Annotated in this window: 11 protein-coding genes and 1 pseudogene; 6 read left to right on the top strand and 6 right to left on the bottom strand. The window is 42.2% G+C overall.

All coding sequences use genetic code 11. The features are described 5' to 3' along the window. Positions 1 to 279: 279 nt before the first annotated feature. Both F6K64_RS39015 and F6K64_RS21955 read right to left on the bottom strand, forming a co-directional pair. Positions 280 to 474 (bottom strand): TLTLP motif-containing protein, encoded by a 195-nt coding sequence (locus F6K64_RS39015; RefSeq protein WP_071986960.1) that lies wholly within the window; start codon positions 472 to 474, stop codon positions 280 to 282. Between the two features lie 310 nt (positions 475 to 784). After that, positions 785 to 934: pseudogene (locus F6K64_RS21955) on the bottom strand (succinate--CoA ligase subunit beta); the annotation flags it as partial. Positions 935 to 1,619: 685 nt separating this feature from the next. Here F6K64_RS21955 and F6K64_RS21950 point away from each other — a divergent pair. From F6K64_RS21950 to F6K64_RS21935, 4 genes are all read left to right on the top strand, one after another. Continuing rightward, positions 1,620 to 3,017 carry a hypothetical protein gene (locus F6K64_RS21950; RefSeq protein ID WP_131827210.1) on the top strand — a complete coding sequence of 466 codons (1,398 nt, stop codon included), beginning with the start codon at positions 1,620 to 1,622 and terminating at the stop codon, positions 3,015 to 3,017. Between the two features lie 88 nt (positions 3,018 to 3,105). Next, positions 3,106 to 4,392, top strand: coding sequence for a M16 family metallopeptidase (locus F6K64_RS21945; protein ID WP_008189686.1), 1,287 nt, complete (start codon positions 3,106 to 3,108; stop codon positions 4,390 to 4,392). 246 nt (positions 4,393 to 4,638) lie between these two features. Continuing rightward, on the top strand, positions 4,639 to 5,913 hold the full coding sequence (locus F6K64_RS21940) for a M16 family metallopeptidase (RefSeq protein WP_287250720.1): 1,275 nt from the start codon (positions 4,639 to 4,641) through the stop codon (positions 5,911 to 5,913). 133 nt (positions 5,914 to 6,046) lie between these two features. Further along, positions 6,047 to 6,856: a peptidoglycan-binding domain-containing protein gene (locus F6K64_RS21935; protein WP_287250721.1), complete on the top strand. Its 810-nt coding sequence runs from the start codon at positions 6,047 to 6,049 to the stop codon at positions 6,854 to 6,856. Between the two features lie 162 nt (positions 6,857 to 7,018). Here the strand turns inward: F6K64_RS21935 and F6K64_RS21930 are convergent, their stop codons facing one another. Next, a complete protein-coding gene (locus F6K64_RS21930; RefSeq protein ID WP_287250722.1) occupies positions 7,019 to 7,678 on the bottom strand; it encodes a hypothetical protein in 660 nt (219 codons plus the stop codon). A 441-nt stretch (positions 7,679 to 8,119) separates the two neighbouring features. Here F6K64_RS21930 and F6K64_RS38325 point away from each other — a divergent pair, with 441 nt between their 5' ends. Continuing rightward, the gene (locus tag F6K64_RS38325) at positions 8,120 to 9,097 is read left to right on the top strand and encodes a PDC sensor domain-containing protein (RefSeq protein WP_287250723.1); all 978 of its coding nucleotides are present in this window, start codon (positions 8,120 to 8,122) and stop codon (positions 9,095 to 9,097) included. A gap of 60 nt (positions 9,098 to 9,157) precedes the next feature. Further along, on the top strand, positions 9,158 to 11,590 hold the full coding sequence (locus tag F6K64_RS21925) for a response regulator (protein ID WP_353814692.1): 2,433 nt from the start codon (positions 9,158 to 9,160) through the stop codon (positions 11,588 to 11,590). Positions 11,591 to 11,639: 49 nt separating this feature from the next. Here the strand turns inward: F6K64_RS21925 and mnmH are convergent, their stop codons facing one another. The 3 genes from mnmH to F6K64_RS21910 all read right to left on the bottom strand — a co-directional run bounded on the left by mnmH (position 11,640) and on the right by F6K64_RS21910 (position 21,216). After that, positions 11,640 to 12,707 (bottom strand): tRNA 2-selenouridine(34) synthase MnmH, encoded by a 1,068-nt coding sequence (gene mnmH, locus F6K64_RS21920; protein WP_008191777.1) that lies wholly within the window; start codon positions 12,705 to 12,707, stop codon positions 11,640 to 11,642. A gap of 448 nt (positions 12,708 to 13,155) precedes the next feature. Further along, positions 13,156 to 14,166: a DUF6208 family protein gene (locus F6K64_RS21915; RefSeq protein WP_008191782.1), complete on the bottom strand. Its 1,011-nt coding sequence runs from the start codon at positions 14,164 to 14,166 to the stop codon at positions 13,156 to 13,158. 414 nt (positions 14,167 to 14,580) lie between these two features. Then, positions 14,581 to 21,216, bottom strand: coding sequence for a type I polyketide synthase (locus tag F6K64_RS21910; RefSeq protein WP_008191784.1), 6,636 nt, complete (start codon positions 21,214 to 21,216; stop codon positions 14,581 to 14,583).

The following is a 21,216-nucleotide window of genomic DNA, read 5'->3' as shown; positions in this document are numbered from 1 at the left end:
TTGCTTGATAAGAGGTAGCCTCGGTGAAAGAGACGACACCAATCTCCTCTCTTTCCCCTTTCTCCTTTTCCTTGTTCCTTTTAACTATCATCAAGGAGCCAAGGCAAGTGATATACCATTCAACTTAAACTTTCTATAAAGCTGAGATTTCACAGAATCCCCCTTACGCCATTGCCTAGGAGACATGACGCTGGCATTTTATATTACACCTCAGCTATTGAAGGTTTTTAAATCAGCGCACCCACATATTGTGCTTTGGTTATCTAAAAAACTTGTATGTCAATTTTCTATTCTCGTCGTAGGCGAGTAGGGGGTTTGTGGCAAAACATTAACGTAGTTATTTGAAGAAGAGTAGTAAGCGATGATCAACAAAGGTAATGTTAAGGTCAACAGCGCAATTACCGTACCCAAGACTTCTGCCCATCTATATGGGTGAGGGTCAGAAGAGTTGGCAGATGAGCCACTAATTTCCATAAATTAATTGAAATTTAAACTAGGTCAGTTGAAAACGACGATTAGTTGGGTCTTATCATAAACCCTACATCCTCTATTTTATCGATTTATTCCCAAAGGATTGTTTTCTAGTAAACAATCTCAACCAAATTCCAGCCCGCTTAACGATACTTTGCAAAAAACTAGGCTCAACAAGGTTACAGGTTGTAGGTTACAGGTTGTAGGTTGTTAGTTACAGGTTGTAGGTTACAGGTTATAACCCACATTCCCCATGTCAGTTTGTAGTATGCAAAGTATGATGTAAATCCGACCAACGGGTGATGGGGTGACGAATCAATTGCTCTACACACCGGATCCGACGAGCTGGGTTGTCTCCATAAGTAGAGACTTGAGATTTGAGCACCACCGGATAGGGAATCTCTAATCCCTTGATGTCGGTAGGATGGTCAATGCGTTGAGCAGGCAAAACCGGAATGCCAATCTCACGGAATAATTCTTTAGCCTGGTATTATAACAGATGCATGATTCGCGAACAATCCTAACCACGACGTTTCAAATCTTTTGCCACTTGGTCAATGCTGTAGAAACACTTCGGTGAAAGCGTCTACCAGCTGACGGATCCTTAAATTGGTCATTAAAAACAGCAAAATTATTCCCCCAGTAGCCCCTAGGTAGGATAGGTAGAAGGGAAGCAGGTGTCGATCGCTTTAAACGCCATCACTTAGTTATTCATCTATTAGACATCTCCAAAAATTAACCTCAAACCCTTGCACTGCCTGGGTCAAAACCGAGTTTCTGGAGATGTCTATTATAGAAGTTACTAGTTCATAACTCCAGATTAGGGCAGGTGTTTGTTCATCGTTCTAGATAAGTCCCGATCTAGGAATGTCTAATCGTAAGGTGGGAAGTCTAGACCGAATCAAAGATTATGGTGGTCGAGGATGTCACTCCTTGCTTCTTTGATTCTTCAAAATTCCCCCCTAACCCCTATAATTCCTCACTGTTGCCTTAATATCTCACCAATTCCTGCCTAACCACTGGAAGCATAGGAGTATATTTTGGGTTAAGATTAAGTACCTTTTTTGGTATCCCTGGCTTTCCTCCTGCTACAGGCAATGGATTCTAACCAGTTCACCCCTGAGTCTAACCACAGCAACGATCAATCAATGGATTCTGACGTTGCAGCCCACCCTTGGGACGAACCACTTTCTGATCCCGAGGCTCAAACCGATGAGCCATTCCCTGAAACACTACAACCCGATGAAGGAAATTCTAAAAGTACGTTTCTTTTGTTGGTGGTGGTGGGCATGGGATTGGGTCTAGTATTTTTAACCGGCGGCTTTTATGTTTTTACCCGTCCCTGCGTATTTGGGTCTTGTACTGTACTCAATGAAGCTCAGCTATTGAGTAAAAAGTCAGCAGACACCCTCAAAAAACCTAAATCGGGAAAGGACATTCTCGAAGCTCAGAAGCAATTAAAGACAGCGATTGAAGGACTCAAAGCAATTCCGTTTTGGTCAATGAAGCATGACACAGCACAAGGATTGCTCCAAGCCTATCAAATCAGAGGTAAAGACCTAGATCAGTTAGTGACAGCCATGCAAATGGCGGCTAGGGCAGGTCATAAAGGGAAAAATCCTCCCCATAAGGCATCAAAGTGGATTGCAATTCAAAAACTGTGGCGAGAGGCAATTGCCCGCCTTGAACAAATGCCTAAGGAGAGTAGCCTTAATGCTATAGCGCAACAGAAAATTAAGCTATATAAGGTCAATTTAGACGAAGTTAATCGGCGATTAGTCAAAGAAAGACAGGCGAGTCAGATTATGAAAGCAGCTAAGAAAGCGGCTCAGATTGCCCAAGCTCGTCAGGGTGTAGCCCAGACTTTAGAGGAATGGCAACTAGTCTATAGTACTTGGAAAACCGCATTAGACCGTCTGAACAAAATTCCTCAAGGAACAACCGTTGAAGAGGACAAGCAACGACTGGAGGAATTCTATAAAACTAATCTGGCCAGGGCGCGCGATCGCAAAACCCAGGAAAAAATTGCTACCAACGCCTACAATCAGGGACTACGTCTGGCTCAGTTAGCTCAAAAGGCTCAGGGAAAGCAACAATGGTCGGTGGCTGCGATTCATTGGCGCAACGCTTTAACTTACGTGAAGCAAGTTCCAAACTCCACATACTACCACAAAAATGCACAGTCTTTAATTGAGCCTTATCAAAACGCCCTTAAGGCAGTTCAAAGCAAGTTGCAGTTGCAGGTAAAGTTAAAACAAATTGGTGGTGATCTTGAACAAATCTGTACTGGGGAAACTCGAGTTTGTAATTACACCATTGATGAAAGTCTGATTAAAGTAGAATTAACACCGACTTATATGTATCAGGTCAGACAAACAGCGATTACGGCTCAAGTCAGAGGTGATGTAGAGGCTCAAGCTGGCATCGTGAATCACGTATTGACGTTAGAAGATGCCCTCAAAGGGATTAGCTATAATTCTGAAATCCGTATGGAAATCTATACTGCTGATGGGGCTCTGATTCAGGTACACAGTCCTGGCACTTAGTTAGGAGAACTGTGAAGTAGCAAACATGATCTTTAACACTGGGTTAACCTAAATTAACCTTAAGTAATATCATGTAAGAAGTTACACATTGAGATTAGAAGCATTGTTATCTGAGCCCCTGCCTCAAATAAAGTTTCCTGCTAGTGTTTTCAAACTGACCAATGGCTTGAATGTCATTCATCAATACCTAAGCGCTACACCAGTAGTAGTGGCCGATGTGTGGGTTGGTGCTGGTGCGATCGCAGAACCACAAGAATGGTCTGGCATGGCTCACTTCTTGGAACACATGATTTTTAAGGGCACCGAGACCATTGCTCCTGGTGTGTTTGACTATGTGATTGAAAGCCACGGTGGTGTAACGAATGCCGCTACTAGCCATGACTTTGCTCATTTTTTCGTAACCAGTGCTTCTGAGTACTTAAAACAGACCCTGCCTCCCTTGGCAGAATTACTCTTGCATCCTGCTATTCCTGAAGAAGAATTTGTCCGGGAACGGTGTGTGGTGTTAGAAGAAATTCGTGGCAGCTACGATAATCCTGATTGGGTGGGATTTCAGGCTCTTTCTGAGAGCGTTTACCAACGTCACCCCTATGGCAGACCGATTCTGGGTACGGAAGCGGATTTGATGGCTCACTCTCCCCAACAAATGCGCTGTTTCCACCAATGCCATTACCAGCCGGAAAATATGACTGTGGTGATTGTAGGTGATATTGACCAAGAATCAGCATTAACTATAGTTGACCAGTCATTTCAAGATTTTGCTTCCCCCACTGATTGTCCTAAACCAGAGGTGATAGCTGAACCACCATTTATCGGAATTAGACGTCAGGAACTAAATTTGCCTCGCCTGGAACACGCACGTCTATTGATGGCTTGGCACGGACCAGGGATAGATCAGCTTGGGGATGCCTGTGGTTTGGATTTACTGTCTGTGCTCCTGGCTGATGGACGCTCTTCTCGCTTGGTAAGAGAATTAAGGGAAGAGAAACAATTAGTGCAAGACATTGGTAGTAGTTTCTCTCTACAGCGTGATTCGAGTTTGTTTACTATTACCGCCTACCTAGAACCCGAATACCTGGAACAGGTAGAAGCAATAATTAGGGAACACCTGTGGCAATTGCAACAGACACCAGTGTCAAGCACAGAAATCAAACGCTGTCAACGTCAGCTCTATAACGACTATATTTTTTCCACAGAATCTGCTGGTCAACTTGCTGGTTTGTATGGTTACTACAGCACTATTGCTACAGCAGAAGCAGCCTATAGTTATCCGCTTGAGATTCAAAAGCTAACAGCTAATGACGTAATGCAATTAGCCCAGCGGTATCTTTATCCCCATCGCTATGCTATCACAATCCTCAACAGTATAGCTTAGATCGTAACTCATTTTTAGATTCAAAAGCTGAGATATTTAGATGTAATTAACTTAGGGGATTCGGTATATTTATACCTATTACCTAAGCTATCACAATCCTCAAAAGGATAGCTTAGATCGTAACTCATTAAAGGTAGTAACTCCTCACAAAGGCATGTAGTAAAAGTGGGAATTCGTGCATTTAAAATTTGGAATTTACAATTTTCCTAAGACCTAAGACTATCAAGCCTAAGACCTAAGACCATCATGCCTAATATCACACTAAAGCAACAACAGAATATCCATCGCACAGTGCTAGATAATGGCATCGTGGTGATAGTAGTTGAAAATGCTGCTGCTGATATCATTGCCAGCCGTCTATTTATTCGGGCAGGTAGTCAGTTCGATCCACCAAACCAAGCTGGGCTATCTCACCTCGTCTCAGCAGTTATCACCAAGGGAACCCAAGAATTATCCTCCATAGACATTGCCGAACGGGTGGAGTCTATGGGCGCTCAACTTGGTGCTGATGCAGCTAACGATTATTTTCTACTCTCCCTGAAAACCATTGCAGCTGACTGGTTTGAAATGTTACAGCTAGCAGGGCAGATTTTGCGATCGCCTAGTTTCCCAGATGCTGAGGTAGACCTAGAGCAGTACCTAACCATTCAAACTATTCGTGCGCAACAGGAGCAACCCTTTAACATTGCCTATAAGCAATTGCGACAGGCAATGTATCAAGACCATCCCTACGGCTTTTCAGTGTTGGGAGAAGAAGCGACCGTATCTACACTCGGTCGAGCTGACTTAGAACACTATCATCAGACTTATTTCCGCCCCGATAACCTAATAATTAGTATTGCAGGTCGTATTAACTCAGAAGATGCGATTGAGCAGGTAAAGCAAGTGTTTGGGGATTGGCAAGTTCCCGATACACCCCTGAGCAAACCCTCCTTACCGTCCCCCATTGCCCAACCCTGCCAAGTGACTACTGCCCAAGACACGCAGCAGTCGATTGTGATGCTGGGTTATCTTACCTCAGCCGTACAAGAGGCTGACTTTGCTACCCTCAAACTCTTGAATACCTACCTGGGAAATGGTCTTTCTAGCCGCTTGTTTGTAGAACTCAGAGAAAAGCGGGGTTTAGCCTATGATGTCTCAGCATTGTTTCCGACACGCCAGTCGGCTTCTACGTTTATAGCCTACATGGGGACAGCACCGGAAAATACAGAAACTGCCTTGGTTGGTCTGGTTACCGAAGTGGAACGTCTTTGTTCTCAACAACTGAGTCAGGATGAATTGCAAGTTGCCAAAAATAAGCTTCTTGGTCAGTATGCACTAGGTAAACAAACCAATGGTCAGCTAGCTCAAGTCTATGGCTGGTATGAGACGATCGGGCTAGGAGTTGGGTTTGATACCCTATTTCAACAGGATGTGACAAGGGTTACTCCAGAGATGGCCCAAGCAGCAGCTAATCGCTATTTCATTGAACCTTATATTTCTCTAGTCGGACCGGCTGTTGCAATCAACTTTCTGGGTTAACTGAGCAAAGCAAAAACTTGAGGTCTTCTCTGGTTAAAAAACTGGGGAGACCTCAATGTATTGTTGTCAATAAATCCCCTTTAATCGATAAAGTTAAATTAAGTCGTGATAAGATTGAATTTGCTTTAAAAATATGGATTCTATAGACACCACTAACAGCATTATCGGTATAACTATCTTTGGATCAGTAGCCCTTAGCTTAGGGAATTTGCCAGCAGTTGCCCTTGAAGCCAATGGCGTTGTCCCAAAACTGGCTCAAGCAATTACCTCAGTCAAAATCAACCGACCAACTCTCGACATTGGTAGTGAGGGGGAAAGAGTATCTGAATTACAAGCAGTTCTTAAATTATTAGGGTATTACACAGGAGAGGTAAATGGGTTTTATGGAGATAATACTGCGATCGCTGTCTCCAAGCTCCAGCAACAAGCGGGTTTAACTCCCCATGGCATCATGGGAGCTGCTGAATGGAATCTTCTGTTTCCAAGCATCCCACCCAATCCAACATCCTCAACCTCTACTTCAAATCCCTTACCCTCAGCAAGTAGAACACCACCGACCACCTCTGATGGCATCTCAGCTTCATCGTTTCCGAGACCTTCCATCACAGAAGCTATTACCCAAACCACCACAACTCGCCCCAACCCTTCCTCCCCAGCAACCAGCACTGGCTTTGGTAATCGCACTACCACAACAGGCAATTCAGTCACTGTCGAGAGAAGTAAGCCTAGGGCTATAACCTTACCTATTCTCCGACAAGGTATGCGTGGTCCAGCCGTCCAGCAATTGCAGAGGCGACTGAAATCTCTTGGTTTTTTAAAAGCCACAGTGGATGGGGTCTTTGGAGAGGTTACGAAAGCTGCAGTACAAGCGGCTCAGCGCAAGTTCAAACTAGAACCTGATGGCATTGTTGGTCCTGCTACTTGGAATGCTTTGCTACGTTGATGAAATTTTTGTTGAACGCGCACGCGTGGCCGAAAGGCCATGGTTGACGATTGAAAGTTAACTTTTCACTGTTAACTGTTCAATCATCAACCGTCAACAACATACTAGTTATATTTTTAGTTATATTTTTGCCGGTTGACTAATGATCAATCTTGATTGATGTTACTGCTTTGCTTGTTTCTGTTGCTTGAGTTCGTGCTTCAATACGGAACTAATTCCTAACGCTCCCAAAGCTAAAATCCCTAGGGTAGAAGCAGGTTCGGGAATTCTTTCACCTGTAGACAATGACAGCTCAGCACGAGATACAATGGCATCATCTCCATAAAATACCGGAATTTTGCCACTATTGCCATTAAAGACGTTCACGATTTCTCCTGATTCGTAAAACTCCAGTAAATTTAAAGACAGCGATTGCTTAGTTCCTACTGGGAGATTGCGGATCAGATCAATAGTAATAGTATCCAATCCTCTGATACCAAATAAATCGGTAGTAATCAGGGCGTTGTTTGGTGTCAGGTCTAAAATTAGTTTCGCTTGGGATAAGTCATTGATTGATGTTGCCAAGTCAGAAAAATCAAAGCTCCAACTCGTATCTTCATCAATCCCATTACCAAGGGTAGTGCTATCCCCAGTCCTTTCTATGGTAAAATCACCGTTTTGTAGGGTTTGACCAATACTGGCATTTAGTATTGTTGAAGGACTTGAACTGCCAATCGCTTCAGCTGTGAAATCAAGACGACTAGCCAAGGCTTTTTCAGGTATTAAGCAACTGCTTAATAGGACGGCAACTGTACCCACTGAGAACACTTTTAAAGTAAGCATTTTGATGCTCCCAAACCAAAAATCACGTTAGTGTTGATGGAAAAATAACTTTATTATACTTCCTTGAGAGAATTTGATCACCAAAAAAGCAATACTCCAGATAAAGATTTATGAAGTCCTTTGATTTATGGTAAGCATTCAGCATTCAGCATTCAGCATTCAGCATTCAGCATTCAGCATTCAGCATTCAGCATTCAGCATTCAGCATTCAGCATTCAGCATTCAGCATTCAGCCATAGGCCAACGGCTGACGGCTGACGGCTGACGGCTGAATGCTTACGATTTATGAAGTCCTTTCTAAGGATTCAGGCATCAGTAAATAAAGGACTTTAAGCCCCTTTACTTTAGTCAAGGGTGCTGACGCTACTTTTTTTAGATTTCTGGGAATTCTGTGAATGTAACTCCTAAGGATTTGTCAGTCAAGCAGGATGGCACAAGCAAATGATATTCAAATCTTTAGCCCAAGGGGTTTCCAAGGTTTCTGGGAAAGTTCCCCTTCGCCTGATCTTGGTCATACCATTTGTCCTGCAAATCTTCGCAGCTGTGGGACTTGTGGGATATCTGTCCTATAGAAACAGCAAGAGAGCGGTTAATGATGTTGCTACTCAACTGCTTGAAGAAGTCAATGCTCGGGTTGAGCAGAATTTGGAATCTTACCTAACCATTCCTCATGTAGTGAATCAGATTAATGCCACTGCCATCAATCTAGGTCAATTGAATTGGCAAGATATTCCTCAATTAGAGCGTTACTTTTTGCGGCAGCTTCAGATCTTTAATACCCTGACATTTACTGGATTAGGCTTAGAGAATAAAGACAACCTAGGAGCAGAACGATTAGATGATGGTACACTGATACTAAGAGTTTCTACCAAGGCTAGCAATCATATTTTTTACTCCTATTCTACTAACGAATCTGGGGAGCGATGTAGCGCAGTATTGGGGGAAATACCCATTAGTGACTGCATCAAGAAGCGTCAGGAAATCTTAGACAGTATTAAATTTGATCCGCGCACTCGACCATGGTATAAAACTGCTGTCAAAGCTGGTCGCTCAACTTGGAGTGAAATTTACCCCAATACTGCTGGCATAACTGCCTATCTCGGTGCATCAATGCCATTTTACGACAAACAGGATCAATTGCAGGGGGTACTTCTAACTAATATAAATTTATCACAAATCGGCAATTTTTTAGACAGTCTAAAGGTTGGCAAAACTGGACAAGTTTTTATCATTGAACGTTCGGGAATGCTCGTGGCAACCTCTACCGGTGAAAAGCCTTTTCGCACTACTCACACAGACTACGGAGCCGAACGAGTTAAAGCAACGGATAGTAGTAATGCTTTCACTAAATCTACTGCTCAATTTTTATCAACCAAGCTGAATCAAAAACAACCAATTCAACTTTTACAGCAATGGTAATTTGCTGTTGACGGTAAACGAAAATTTGTACAAATACAGCCTTTTCAAGATCAGTTTGACTTGGATTGGTTGATTGTGGTAGTCGTGCCAGAAGGGGATTTCATCGAACAAATCCACGCCCATACCCGCACTACTATTGCCTTATGCCTAGTAGCATTGTTACTGGCAACAGAAGTCGGAATCGTTACATCCCGTTGGGTTGTCCGGCCTATCCTCCAACTGAAGGATGCAGCCATTGCTCTAGAGAAGGGACAATTTGACCAAATTGTCAATCAGGAGCGCTCCGATGAACTTGGGGTTTTGGTTAAGGCATTTAATAACATGGCAAGACAATTGCAAGAGTCGTTTGCCACCCTAGAAGCCAAGAATACTGAATTGCAGCACCTCGATCAACTGAAAAACGAATTTTTAGCCAATACCTCCCACGAACTCCGCACTCCCCTCAATGGCATGATCAGCATTGCTGAATCCCTGATGGATGGTGTTGCAGGACAATTGCCCTCCAAAGCAAACGCTAATCTTGCCATCATTGCATCTAGTGGAAAAAGACTAGGGAATTTAGTCAACGATCTCCTGGATTTTTCCAAGCTAAAACACAAACATCTTGAACTTCAAATTAAGCCAGTCAGCCTGCGAGAAATAGCCAATCTCATCCTTGGGCATTCCCAGTCTCTAATTGGCAAAAAACCTTTGCAGTTAATTAACTCAATTGCTGCCGATATGCCCTTGGTCGATGCTGACGAAAATCGGCTGCAACAAATTATTTATAACTTAATCGAGAATGCTATTAAGTTTACTGAATCTGGTAAGGTTGAAGTATCAGCTGAGCAGTTACCCGTTAGCAATGACGAGTTACCAATGTTAGTCATTACTGTCTCAGATACAGGAATTGGTATTCCAGCAGATAAATTAAATCGGATTTTTGACTCCTTTGAATCAGTAGATTGCTCCAGGACTAAAGAATACGGCGGGAGGGGTTTGGGATTAGCGGTTACTAGACAGTTAGTCGAGTTACACGGTGGCAAAATTCATGTGCGATCGCTTAGGCTGGGAGAAGCACAATGCTGTCTGGGAGGATCCCCTAAGCGATCGCAAAATAAGTCTGGTTCCCAGTTTACATTTACTTTGCCAGTGTGTCAGAGGCCGGTTCAGCAGACCTCAGCAATGTTGCCAATTGAATCCATTGCTCCAGTTCCGGACTTGACGAATGAAACCCCGAACTTTACTGGAGTCTTAGCAGCAGACAGTGGATATATCAAAATTTTGATAGTGGACGATGAACCAGTCAACCGCCAGGTTATTAGCAATTATCTTTCCATGGAAAACTATGCGATCGCTACAGCCACTAATGGTTTAGAAGCTTTAGAAATGCTCTCAACTGGCTTCCAGCCTGACTTGATCTTACTGGATGTGATGATGCCCCGCATGACGGGCTATGAAGTCTGTGCAAAAATTCGCCAGAAGTTTTTGCCCAGTGAACTTCCGGTGATCATGTTAACCGCCAACAATCAAATTTCCGATTTGGTAGAAGGGTTTACTTTTGGGGTAAATGATTATCTGACTAAGCCTTGTTCTAAACATGAATTGTTAGCCCGAATTAAAAGTCATCTACGGCTTTCTAAAATTACCTCGGCTTATGGTAAGTTTGTTCCCCATGATTTTTTGCGCTTCCTAGGATATGAAAGTATTGTTGATGTTAAATTAGGGGACCATGTTCAAAAAGAAATGACAGTTCTTTTTGCTGATATTCGCTCTTTTACCAGCCTATCAGAACAGTTATCTCCTCAAGAAAATTTTAATTTTATTAATAGCTATCTGAGTCGAGTTAGTCCAGCAATTCGCGCTCACAATGGCTTTATTGATAAGTACATTGGAGATGGAGTTATGGCACTTTTTCCTGAATCAGCGGATGATGGGGTTCAAGGTGCACTTGAGATGCAACAAACAGTTGCACTCTACAACCAGCATCGGTGCAAGAGTGGATATCTTCCGATTACTATCGGTATTGGTTTACATACAGGTAGCTTAATGCTAGGAACCATCGGTGAACAAAAGCGGATGGAAAGTACGGTGATTTCTGATGCAGTGAATCTTGCTTCCCGCTTGGAAGGATTAACCAAACTTTATGGTGCAGGGATTATGATTAGCCAACAAACCCTCTATAACCTGAATGAGTTTCAAAAGTACAGTTATAGGTTTTTGGATCGAGTCAAAGTTAAGGGAAAAAATCAACCGGTGGCAGTATTTGAGCTATTTGATCAAGATCAGCCACAACTGAAGCAGTTAAAGAGACAAACTAAGAGTAACTTTGAACAAGCTGCTTTTCTCTACCATCGGCAAGCCTTCGCCCAAGCTGAACAGATATTTCAGTCAGTTTTACAAACCAATCCCCAGGATAAAGCAGCGATGCTCTATGTCAAACGCTGCCAAAGGTATCAAACCTATGGGGTGCCAGAGGACTGGGAACGGGCAGAAGTGTTGCATGAGTCATAATTTGGCGTTGCCCAATTGTGTAATAATTTATGGTAGTGGGTAAAATAATTCAACAGCATAATTCCGTCAAAGACACCAAACTTTTGACAAAATTATGAACACTCTGATCTGATAAATCCACAATCGGTAAGGTTGATACTACATTTCCATAACACTTACTAATCGAGCGGCGGTAAGCTGGATCATAATGAGTTTCAAGCAAATCTCCTACCAAAGCATCACCTTGACCCCTATCAATCATTCCATACCACTGGTTAATTTTTTTCCAGCCATAGCGAGACCTTAGACACTCTAGTTTAGCTTTGCAAAACTCAGGGTTAGTACCCAAGTGAGGATACTCTTGCAACAACCATTCAATTCGACGTGCCAAGGGTAACTCAACTTCCACACAGCTAGCATCCTTCATATTTTGCCATACTGCATGAGGCAAATAAATTTGTCCAATCTTATTGCTTTCTGCTTCCACCCATACTGGCTTATGGACATCAAAGTGTTGCAATTTTTCCAATAGCAGGGATTCAAACCATTTTTGGGATGGTTGAGATAATGGTTCACCTTCCCACTCTTGACCGAGCAGGGAACCTCGATGATTGGCTAACTCTTCCAAATCCAGTACCTGAACACCTTCCTTAGCAAGTTGCCGCAAGATCAGGGTTTTCCCACTACCGGTTAGTCCACACAATACTCGGTAAGTAAACTGTTGTGGCAACTGTTCTAATTGTTCCCTTACATAAGCTCGATAGGTTTTGTATCCCCCGTCGAGAACTGTAACTTGCCAGCCAATTTGAACTAACACTGCTGCCAAACTCTGGGAACGCTTTCCACCCCGCCAACAATAGACTAAGGGATGGTAATTTTTATCCTTAGCAGCAAAGTGACTTTCCAGATGTCGAGAGATATTCCCAGCAACTAGAGAGGCACCAATTTTGCGAGCTTCAAAGGAAGACACTTGTTTATAGATAGTCCCCACCTTAGCCCTTTGCTGATCATCGAGCACAGGTAGATTAATCGCACCTGGCATATGATCCTCAGCAAACTCACTCGGGGAGCGCACATCAATAATTTCGCTGTAGTCTTCTTCCTTTGGCTGCTGGGTATAGTTATGCGATCGCTGCATTCGATGTTCAATTTTGTGTTTCGTGACATACTGTACATCATAACTGCGAAAAACGCTATATAATTCAATTTTGTTGTATCATGAATAGCTAAAATTTACTACTCTTTTCTAATTCTTTATAGGAGCATTTTCATGATATCTCCCCCTATTAAAAGACCCCAGGTTAGGAGCATGTCACTTATGCATAAAATTTGGACTAAAACTAAAGCCCCCTCATGGGTTTTAGCTTGCTGTGATAGTACCTATAGCAATCCTCAATCATTTTTTCCATCAGCAAAATATCAATTTTTTGCTGGGGAAGGGTTATAGCGATTCGGTGCAGTCGAGGCTATCGCGATTCGGCGTAGCCGACGCTACGGGAACGCTTCGGCCACTATATTTCACGAATCAGATCGGATTGCTATAGTTAATATGGTCTACAACTTTGACCTGCTCCCCTTCTAGAGTATCAGACTTCGCCCCCTGAACGGTTACAGGAAACTTCTGATACAAGCTCTGTACTAATCCAATTTAGCTGAAATAAATTATTGTCTAAATCTGACTTAGGACGCAATCGCACTAAATAAAAACCGTCGGTTTCTATCACAGAAGTTGTGTATTTGTCAGTATTAATTTGACAAAAATTAATTGGTAGACTAGAACGATTGTATGTGGTTAAATAAACATCATAATTAGTGAGTAATAATGGATTTAATGTCAGAGCCAAATAGTAACCTTTATAAATAACTCCATAGACAAACTCATTATTGGGGTCTCCCACAGGTAAAAATTCTTTTCTAACCCATTCTTTAGGTAGCCATTTCTGGCATACTAGAATAGTGAATATATAGTAATTAAGAAATCGATAAAAAATATTATCTTGTCCTATTAATTTGGGCAAATAATTGAAGTAATTGTTAATCTGACTACTATTAACTGATTCAGTATTGATAATTTGATTATTATCCATAATAACAGCAGGTAAACTGACTTGATCGTACCAATTATAATATCTTAAAGCTAAATTATATTTTCCCGGTTCCAGTTTGATTTCTTGCCATTGTTTATGAAATTTTGGCTCATGAGATGCTATGTATTTGACAGGTTTGCCTTCAGGAAAACTATAGATACCTATACTCCATGACTGAGCTGAAGCCACACAAGAACTGATATCAATTTTTAATGATTCTTTGACTGGAACCGGTTCTGTAGTGGCAATAATGGCGTGGACATTCCATCGAGGACCAGTAGTTAAAATATAGGATAGTACCAGAGGCTGTTTTAGCAGTTCTTCAGAAACAAATCGCCATTTATAAACTTCTTTTTTGGTTAAGTCTGCTATTTTTTTCTTGGTTTTGGTTTTCTTTTGAAAAAGAATGGGTATAAGTCCCTTAACAGCTTTATAAAATATCAAAGATAACAATGCTAGTGGAATTTCCCACCAGAGTTGGAAGAATAAAAATTTTTCTTTAGTTTCCATTATCAAATAACCTCTATACCTTAGTATTGTACCTGAATCTTGTCGAAATCCACATCCAGCCTACTGTAACAGGTTTTAAGCACCTAAACAAAATTAATTTACTACTACCAATCTCTGTAACCCTTACAGTGTAAGGCTTTGATTTTTTGAAAATGGGTAATTAATTTTGTGCACCTGCTTATTGTGATGTTAAGCTGGGGGGGTGACATGCAAGCTGAAATCCTTACTGAGTAATCATTTCAGCCCATAATTTTCCAAAAGATACATTCTGTTTTGGGCTGACTTTGGACGTATTTATAAGGGTTTGAGCTTGCCATAAAATCATTCGTAGGGTCAATTTGGGACTGTATCTTCCATGAGCCCATTGGCATCAAAACCTTATATAGTAAGCTTTTTGGGGCTCATGTCACCCCCTCAGGATGTTAAGATAAGTGATGCTAAAGCAGCAGCAGCATCAATATGAAGATTATGCCCTCCTGACAGAAAAACTCGTTTAGCTTGAGTCATAGTCATTTTCTGTTGTTGCAAATCTTCTGGTCGATTTAGTTTGCTACTATCTCCATAAACTAACGTAGTCGGAACTTGGATAGATTTGAGCATCTCCAAATATTGAGATCGACCACCAGGTAAATTGTTTAAACCCAGAATAGAACGAGTACGAATAATTGCATCCCAACTCCAGCGAACTCCACCTTGATTTGGTTGTGTAATTCGCTGAGCTAAGATATAAGAAAATTCTTCTGACAGACTAGGTATCGCTTGACGCAACCTACTTGCAGCAGTTGCCACATCAGGAAAGATGGGATGTTGAGGAGTAGAACTGAGATAGTCTAAACAAGTCGTTAGCTGATTAACTGCGGATTCTTTCTTGCTTTCCTCAGCAGGTAGCGGAAGTTCTACCAAAATCAACTCTTTGATTTTCTTTGGTCGCACGCTAGCGATCGCAGTTGCCAGCATGGCACCCATGGAATGACCTACTAACAACAAAGGTTGGTCTGGTAATTCCTGAATTACCCGGTCTATCTGAGCTAAAAATGTCAGTGAACTATAAGAAGTCACCATTTCCAAATGAGAAGAGCGCCCGTGACCAAATAAGTCAGGAGCCACTACCCGATAACCTTGTGCTGCTAGAGGAAGTGCGACTTCTTGCCAAGCTAATCCTTGTTCCAAAATTCCATGAATACACAGAACTACAGGATGCTCCGGGGAACCCCAACTACACAGACAGATCTGATTTCCTCCGAACTCCAGGAATTTTTCCTCCATAATAGGCTGCTCTGTTGAGGGAGTTGTAGAGACTTGAGGCTGTTGATTTGTCGGAGTTGTAACTAGGTTTGGCAACTCATAACTAAGTTGGCTGGCTATCCGTTGAGTTTCTGACTTCAACGGATAAGGTAATTGAATCGTTTTCCATTTGTCTGCCAAGCTCTCATCAATAGTATTGTGTTTGAGGAAGTTAGGGTCACTGATTGACAATGACTTTTGATGAACACCCCCTGTCATGCGATCGCCCTGATAAGGTTGCAAAAGTTCTGGCTCGAAGGGAACATTGAGAAAGTCGCATAGTTGGGATAGCACTTGTTGAGGTTTTTTCACCAAGTCTTCATAGCGAATCTGATGCTGACGCTCTGGCTCCAACTGGCTCAGGAAATTTAGAATGTTCTGGTTACTCTTAGCCCACACCTGCTCCGCTACCCGGTAAGGATTTTCCTCACCTAACCCGACAAGTTTTTGCATCCGCATCCGCACAAATGATTCTATGACTGAGTAGGGATGACGAACTAGATAAATGTATTTGGAGTTAGCAAAGAGTGCTTCCCCTCGTTCTAGGATAGTGGGCTCCATAGCATAAGTAGGAGACTTGTCTACGAGTAGACGAGGTGCTATGTTCTCCTGGAGCATCCCATATACCTGCTGAATTGATAAGTTCTGTGACTCGAGGTCTTTAATTAGAGCCTGACTAGCTGTTGCATCCAGGTTTTTTACTTCCATGAAAGTTTTTTGTAGCCCTTCCCCCAAGTAAGAAAGGTTTAGTTGCTCCTGTCGCTCCTTCATGGTGTTAAAGGGTAACAGATGCAACTCCGGTGGTGAAAACAGGGAAGAATGACCCGCTAGCATGACTCTGAGTAAAGTTGAACCTGAGCGGGGACTCGAAAGGATAAAAATAATACCAGGAAGACGTGAAGAGACGGAGGCTGGACGTGCAGAGTTTCCACTAGGTGAACTTTTGGTTGCAAAGATTTCTAAGCTTGTTGGAGATGGTTGAGTAGCAAGATTATCTTCACTCAACTCAGCACTCAAATATTGAGTCAGGGAGTCGATTGTTGGTCGTTCGTAAAACTCTCTGGGATAGATAATAAAATCTAGGTCGCCACTAAGTTTATTGACAACTTCCATTCCCATTAGGGAATCCATACCCAACTCTACAAAATTGTCATCAGTGGAAATTTTTGATGGATTGATTCCGAGAGTTTTTGCTACTACCAATTGAATATAATTTTTCAAAATATCTTGACGTTCAGTTATTGGTGCAGCTTGCAATTTTTCTAAAATGCGTTCGTCTGTCTTTTCTGAGCTTGTCTCCTGTTGCAAGAGTTCTAATAGTAAAGAACTTGGATTTGCCGAACTAAATTGTTTTGCCAATACCGACCAATCTACAGGCAATACTCCCACCTGTGCTGTAGACTGAGTGCGTACAAGTTCCTCTAATACTTGTATTCCTTGCTCTGGAGAAATCAAACTTATCCCTGCCGTTTGCATTCGATTTTGATGCTGACTTGCAAGACGAGTCGCCATACCACCTTCAGACCAGCCTCCCCAGTTAATACTTAATCCTGGTAATCCCATCTCCCTACGATAATGAACTACAGCATCCATAAAAGCATTAGCTGCAGCATAGTTTCCTTGACCGGGTGAACCTAATAAGGAACTCATAGATGAGAAGCAAACAAAGAAATCTAGGGATAAATGCTGGGTTAATTTATGTAGATTCCAAGTCCCGTTGACTTTGGGGGCCATCACTTTCGTAAAGCGCTCCCAATTGGTTTGTTGCAGTAGGCCATCATCCAAAACGCCTGCTGCATGAATTACACCTAGTAGTGGGGGTAGAGATGTTTGAATTTGCTCTAGGATATTGGCGACATCGGATTCAACTGATATATCTGCTGAAAGAACTTTTACTTGAGTGCCTAATTCTTCCAAACTTTGAATCGTTTGTTGTGCTTGCTCAGAGGGTTGACGACGACTGATTAAAACTAAATTTCTAGCTCCTTTTTCTGCCATCCATGCTGCTGTCTTCAACCCCAGGGCTCCTAATCCTCCAGTAATTAGGTATGTGGCATCAGATCGCAGTGACAGGGGTTGAGATTCTTGGGGAATGTGCTTGAGTAAACGAGCAACGTATATTTTGCGATTGCGCACCGCTAGATGGTCTTCTTTTTGACTATCTATTATCTGTTGTAATAGTACTTCCACCTCATCTTCGGAACCCTGTGGATCGAGATCTACCAAACCTCCCCAAAGCTGCGGATGTTCAGAAGCGATCGTTCTACCTAATCCCCACAATGGTGATGTTGCCACTGTTAGTTTCTCTGTTGGTGACAATACAGGTTGAGTCCCTCTGGTGATCATCCAGAGTTTTGGTGGTGTTGAGTTGGGGTTTTTGACTAAAGTTTGTAATAAGTGCAGTGTACTGCCACATCCCCATAGTTGCGCTTGTTCTAAGGTTTCGGTGGTTAAATCTTGTTCAGAAGCAGTATCCAAACTCCACAGATGAATTACCTTTTGTAAGGGTAATTTACCGTTTTCGAATATTGTTTGATATACTTGTTCAAATTCCTGGGGATGAGATGGATTAATGTGATAAATCCCTGGTTCATAATTTTGATAATTATCAGCTTGATAAACTACACTGCATTCATTTCCCAGCTGTTGCAAATGAGTGGCCAAAGATTTGCCCAATCCTTTTGAATCTGTCAAAATCAACCAATGACAGACTTGATTATTTGATTTGTTTCGTTGGGGTTTTATAGCTTGAGATATCCACTGGACTTTATAAAACCATTTTTTGGTAGTTAATCTGGCTAATTCTTGTTGATGTTGTTGAGATAATGAGGCTAATAAATCCGGTAATAATTTCAACTGTTCCGGTGGTAAATCACTAGTTTTTTCGACTTTTTCTGCTAACTCTTTAGTATTTCCTTGGCTGAGTAATTTAACGATAGTAGTACTCGTACCTTCAGGAGTACCTTGGAGGTTTGGCTCCCCAGAGCATACAACTTGTTGTTGATTTATACTAGTTTCTACCCAATACCGTTCTCGTTGGAATGGGTAAGTTGGCAATACTACTTTCTCACGGCTATAATCTCGATCAAATCCTGACCAATCTACTTTGGCTCCCTGTACATATAACTGTCCTAAACTTGAAAGAATCTGTTGCCATTCATCCACTCCATGACGCAAAGATGGCAGCCACACACCAACGTCTGGCGATAGACATTGCTTGCCCATACCTAATAATATTGGTTTGGCTCCAATTTCTAGGAAAGTTTCATAGCCTTGTTGGTGCAAGGTTGCCATACCTTGGGCAAACCTTACCGGTTGGCGCACATGATTGACCCAATATTGGGCTGTGGCTATGCTCTTGTCTGCTTTTGTGCCTGTGACGTTAGATATGATGGGAATCCTGGGTTGATGGTAGGTGATTTGATTGGCTACAGCTTCAAACTCTGCCAACATGGGTTCCATCAAGGGTGAATGGAAAGCATGGGATACTTGTAGCTGTTTGGTTTTGATGCCTACTGATTCGAGGTGAGTTGCCATCGCTCTAATGGCTTCAGCTTCACCGGAAATGACTATGCTTTCGGGTCCATTGATGGCTGCTATTGCTACTTTGTCTTCTAGGGACATTGCCTTCAGAGTCTCTAGAACCTTGGACTCTGAAGCCATAACTGAAACCATCTCTCCACCAGCAGGTAATCCTTGCATTAACCTTCCTCTAGCGGCAATTAGTTTCAAGCCATCTTCTAAACTAAATACTCCTGCTACTGTTGCTGCTACATATTCTCCCACACTGTGACCCATCACGACATTTGGCTTAATACCCCAAGATTCCCATAACTTCAGCAAAGCGTATTCAATAGAGAACAGAGCTGGTTGGGTGTAACCAGTTTGATCTAGTGGAGAATCATTTGACTTTTGTGCATCTTGAGGGTATAGAATTTCTAGGAGTGGATTGTCCAGGTAAGGACGCAGGATATGGTCACATGTATCTAAAGCTTGACGAAAAGTAGGTTGAGTTTCATACAATTGCCTTCCCATATTCAAATACTGGGAACCCTGACCTGTAAATAAGAAAGCTACTTTGCTCTCACTGCCACTATTGGGTACTTTGCCAGAAAAAACTCCAACTACTTCTTCCCCTGCTGTGTGTTGCCGAAGTTTTTGTGTTAATTCCTCTGAGCCAGAGGCAATAACGGCTAGGCGATGGTTAAACTGGGCACGTCCTGTGTTAGCTGTGTAACAGACATCTGAGATAGCCAATTCTGGATAAGTTTCCCAATGGTTTTGATAACGACTGACTAACTCTTCGAGCGCTTTTTCTGTCTTGGTTGACAGGGTTAGTATATGGAGGGGACGTTCTAAGTCATTTTCACTTTTTCCTTTTGCCTTTTGACCCTTGATTAGCTCAGGAACCTCTTCCAAGAGTAAATGAGCATTAGTGCCACTTATACCAAAAGAACTAATCCCTGCTATTCTCGGTTTGGCTTCACAATTCCAAGGCATTAATGAAGTTGGTATTTTAATTGGTAATTTATCCCAATCTACATAGGGATTAGGCTGCTTTAAGTGTAAATGAGGTGGAATTTCTTGATGCTGAAGTGCTAAAACGACCTTAATTAAAGCTGATACACCTGCGGCTGCCTCTAAGTGTCCAATATTAGTCTTCACGGAACCAACTACTAAAGGCTGATCCACTGGACGATTTTTGCCATATATTGCGGCCAAAGCTTCTATTTCGATGGGGTCTCCTAAAGCAGTTCCTGTCCCATGAGCTTCCAAATAGCTCACCTGATGGGGTTCTAACCTAGCATTGCTCAAGGCTTGTTGAATCACTTGTTTCTGGGCCATTCCATTAGGAACTGTAAGACCGCTACTAGGTCCATCGTGATTGATTGCAGAACCTCGGATAAGTGCTGAAATTAAATCACCATCAGTAATTGCATCGGACAAACGCTTCAAAACGACAACACCACATCCTTCTGCCTGACCATAACCGTTAGCCGCAGCATCAAAAGTCTTGCAGCGACCATCAGGGGATAGTGCTTTCATTGTACAGCGGCCAATAGTACTGATTGGTGATAAGATTAAATTCACTCCACCTACTAATGCTAAATTAGATTCTCCTGATCGCAAACTTTGACAAGCTAGATGGATCGCAACTAAAGAACTTGAACAAGCTGTATCTAACTGTATATTAGACCCTTGTAAACCAAGTAAATGAGAAATACGACCTACACCAAGACTTCGATTATTAATAAGAATAGGATTACTCAGACTCGCATAGTCATCCGTGGAGACGCCCATGAATACACTTGTTTTACTATTCTTAAGGTTAGTCCATGTTTGCCCAGCATTTTCCAGAGCTTCCCAGGTAACTTCTAAAAGTAGTCTGTACTGAGGATCTAAACTAATTGCCTCCCGAGGAGAAATACCAAAAAACAAAGGGTCGAACTGGTCAACTTGCTCAATAAATCCACCCTGTTTGGTGTAGGCTTTTCCTGGAATTTCTGGGTTAGGCTCGTAATGAGCATTAACATCCCAACGGTGAGGTGGTACTGGTGTAATAGCATCTATTCCATCATGTAATAAGCGCCAATATGTAGATGGGTCATTAGCTCCACCAGGAAACCGACAGGCCATGCCCACAATAGCGATTGGTTCAGTTTTTGCTTTGTTGACTGCTTCAAGCCTACTCCGCATTTCTTGTAATACTTGAAGCACCTCTTGAGAGGATACATCTTGTTGGGTTGTTTTAGAAACATTGCTCAT

This window comes from Moorena sp. SIO3A2, from assembly GCF_010672265.1.
Classification (GTDB): domain Bacteria; phylum Cyanobacteriota; class Cyanobacteriia; order Cyanobacteriales; family Coleofasciculaceae; genus Moorena; species Moorena producens.
The sequence above is the reverse complement of the archived record's forward strand: the minus strand, read 5'-3'. Positions and strand labels throughout refer to the sequence as shown.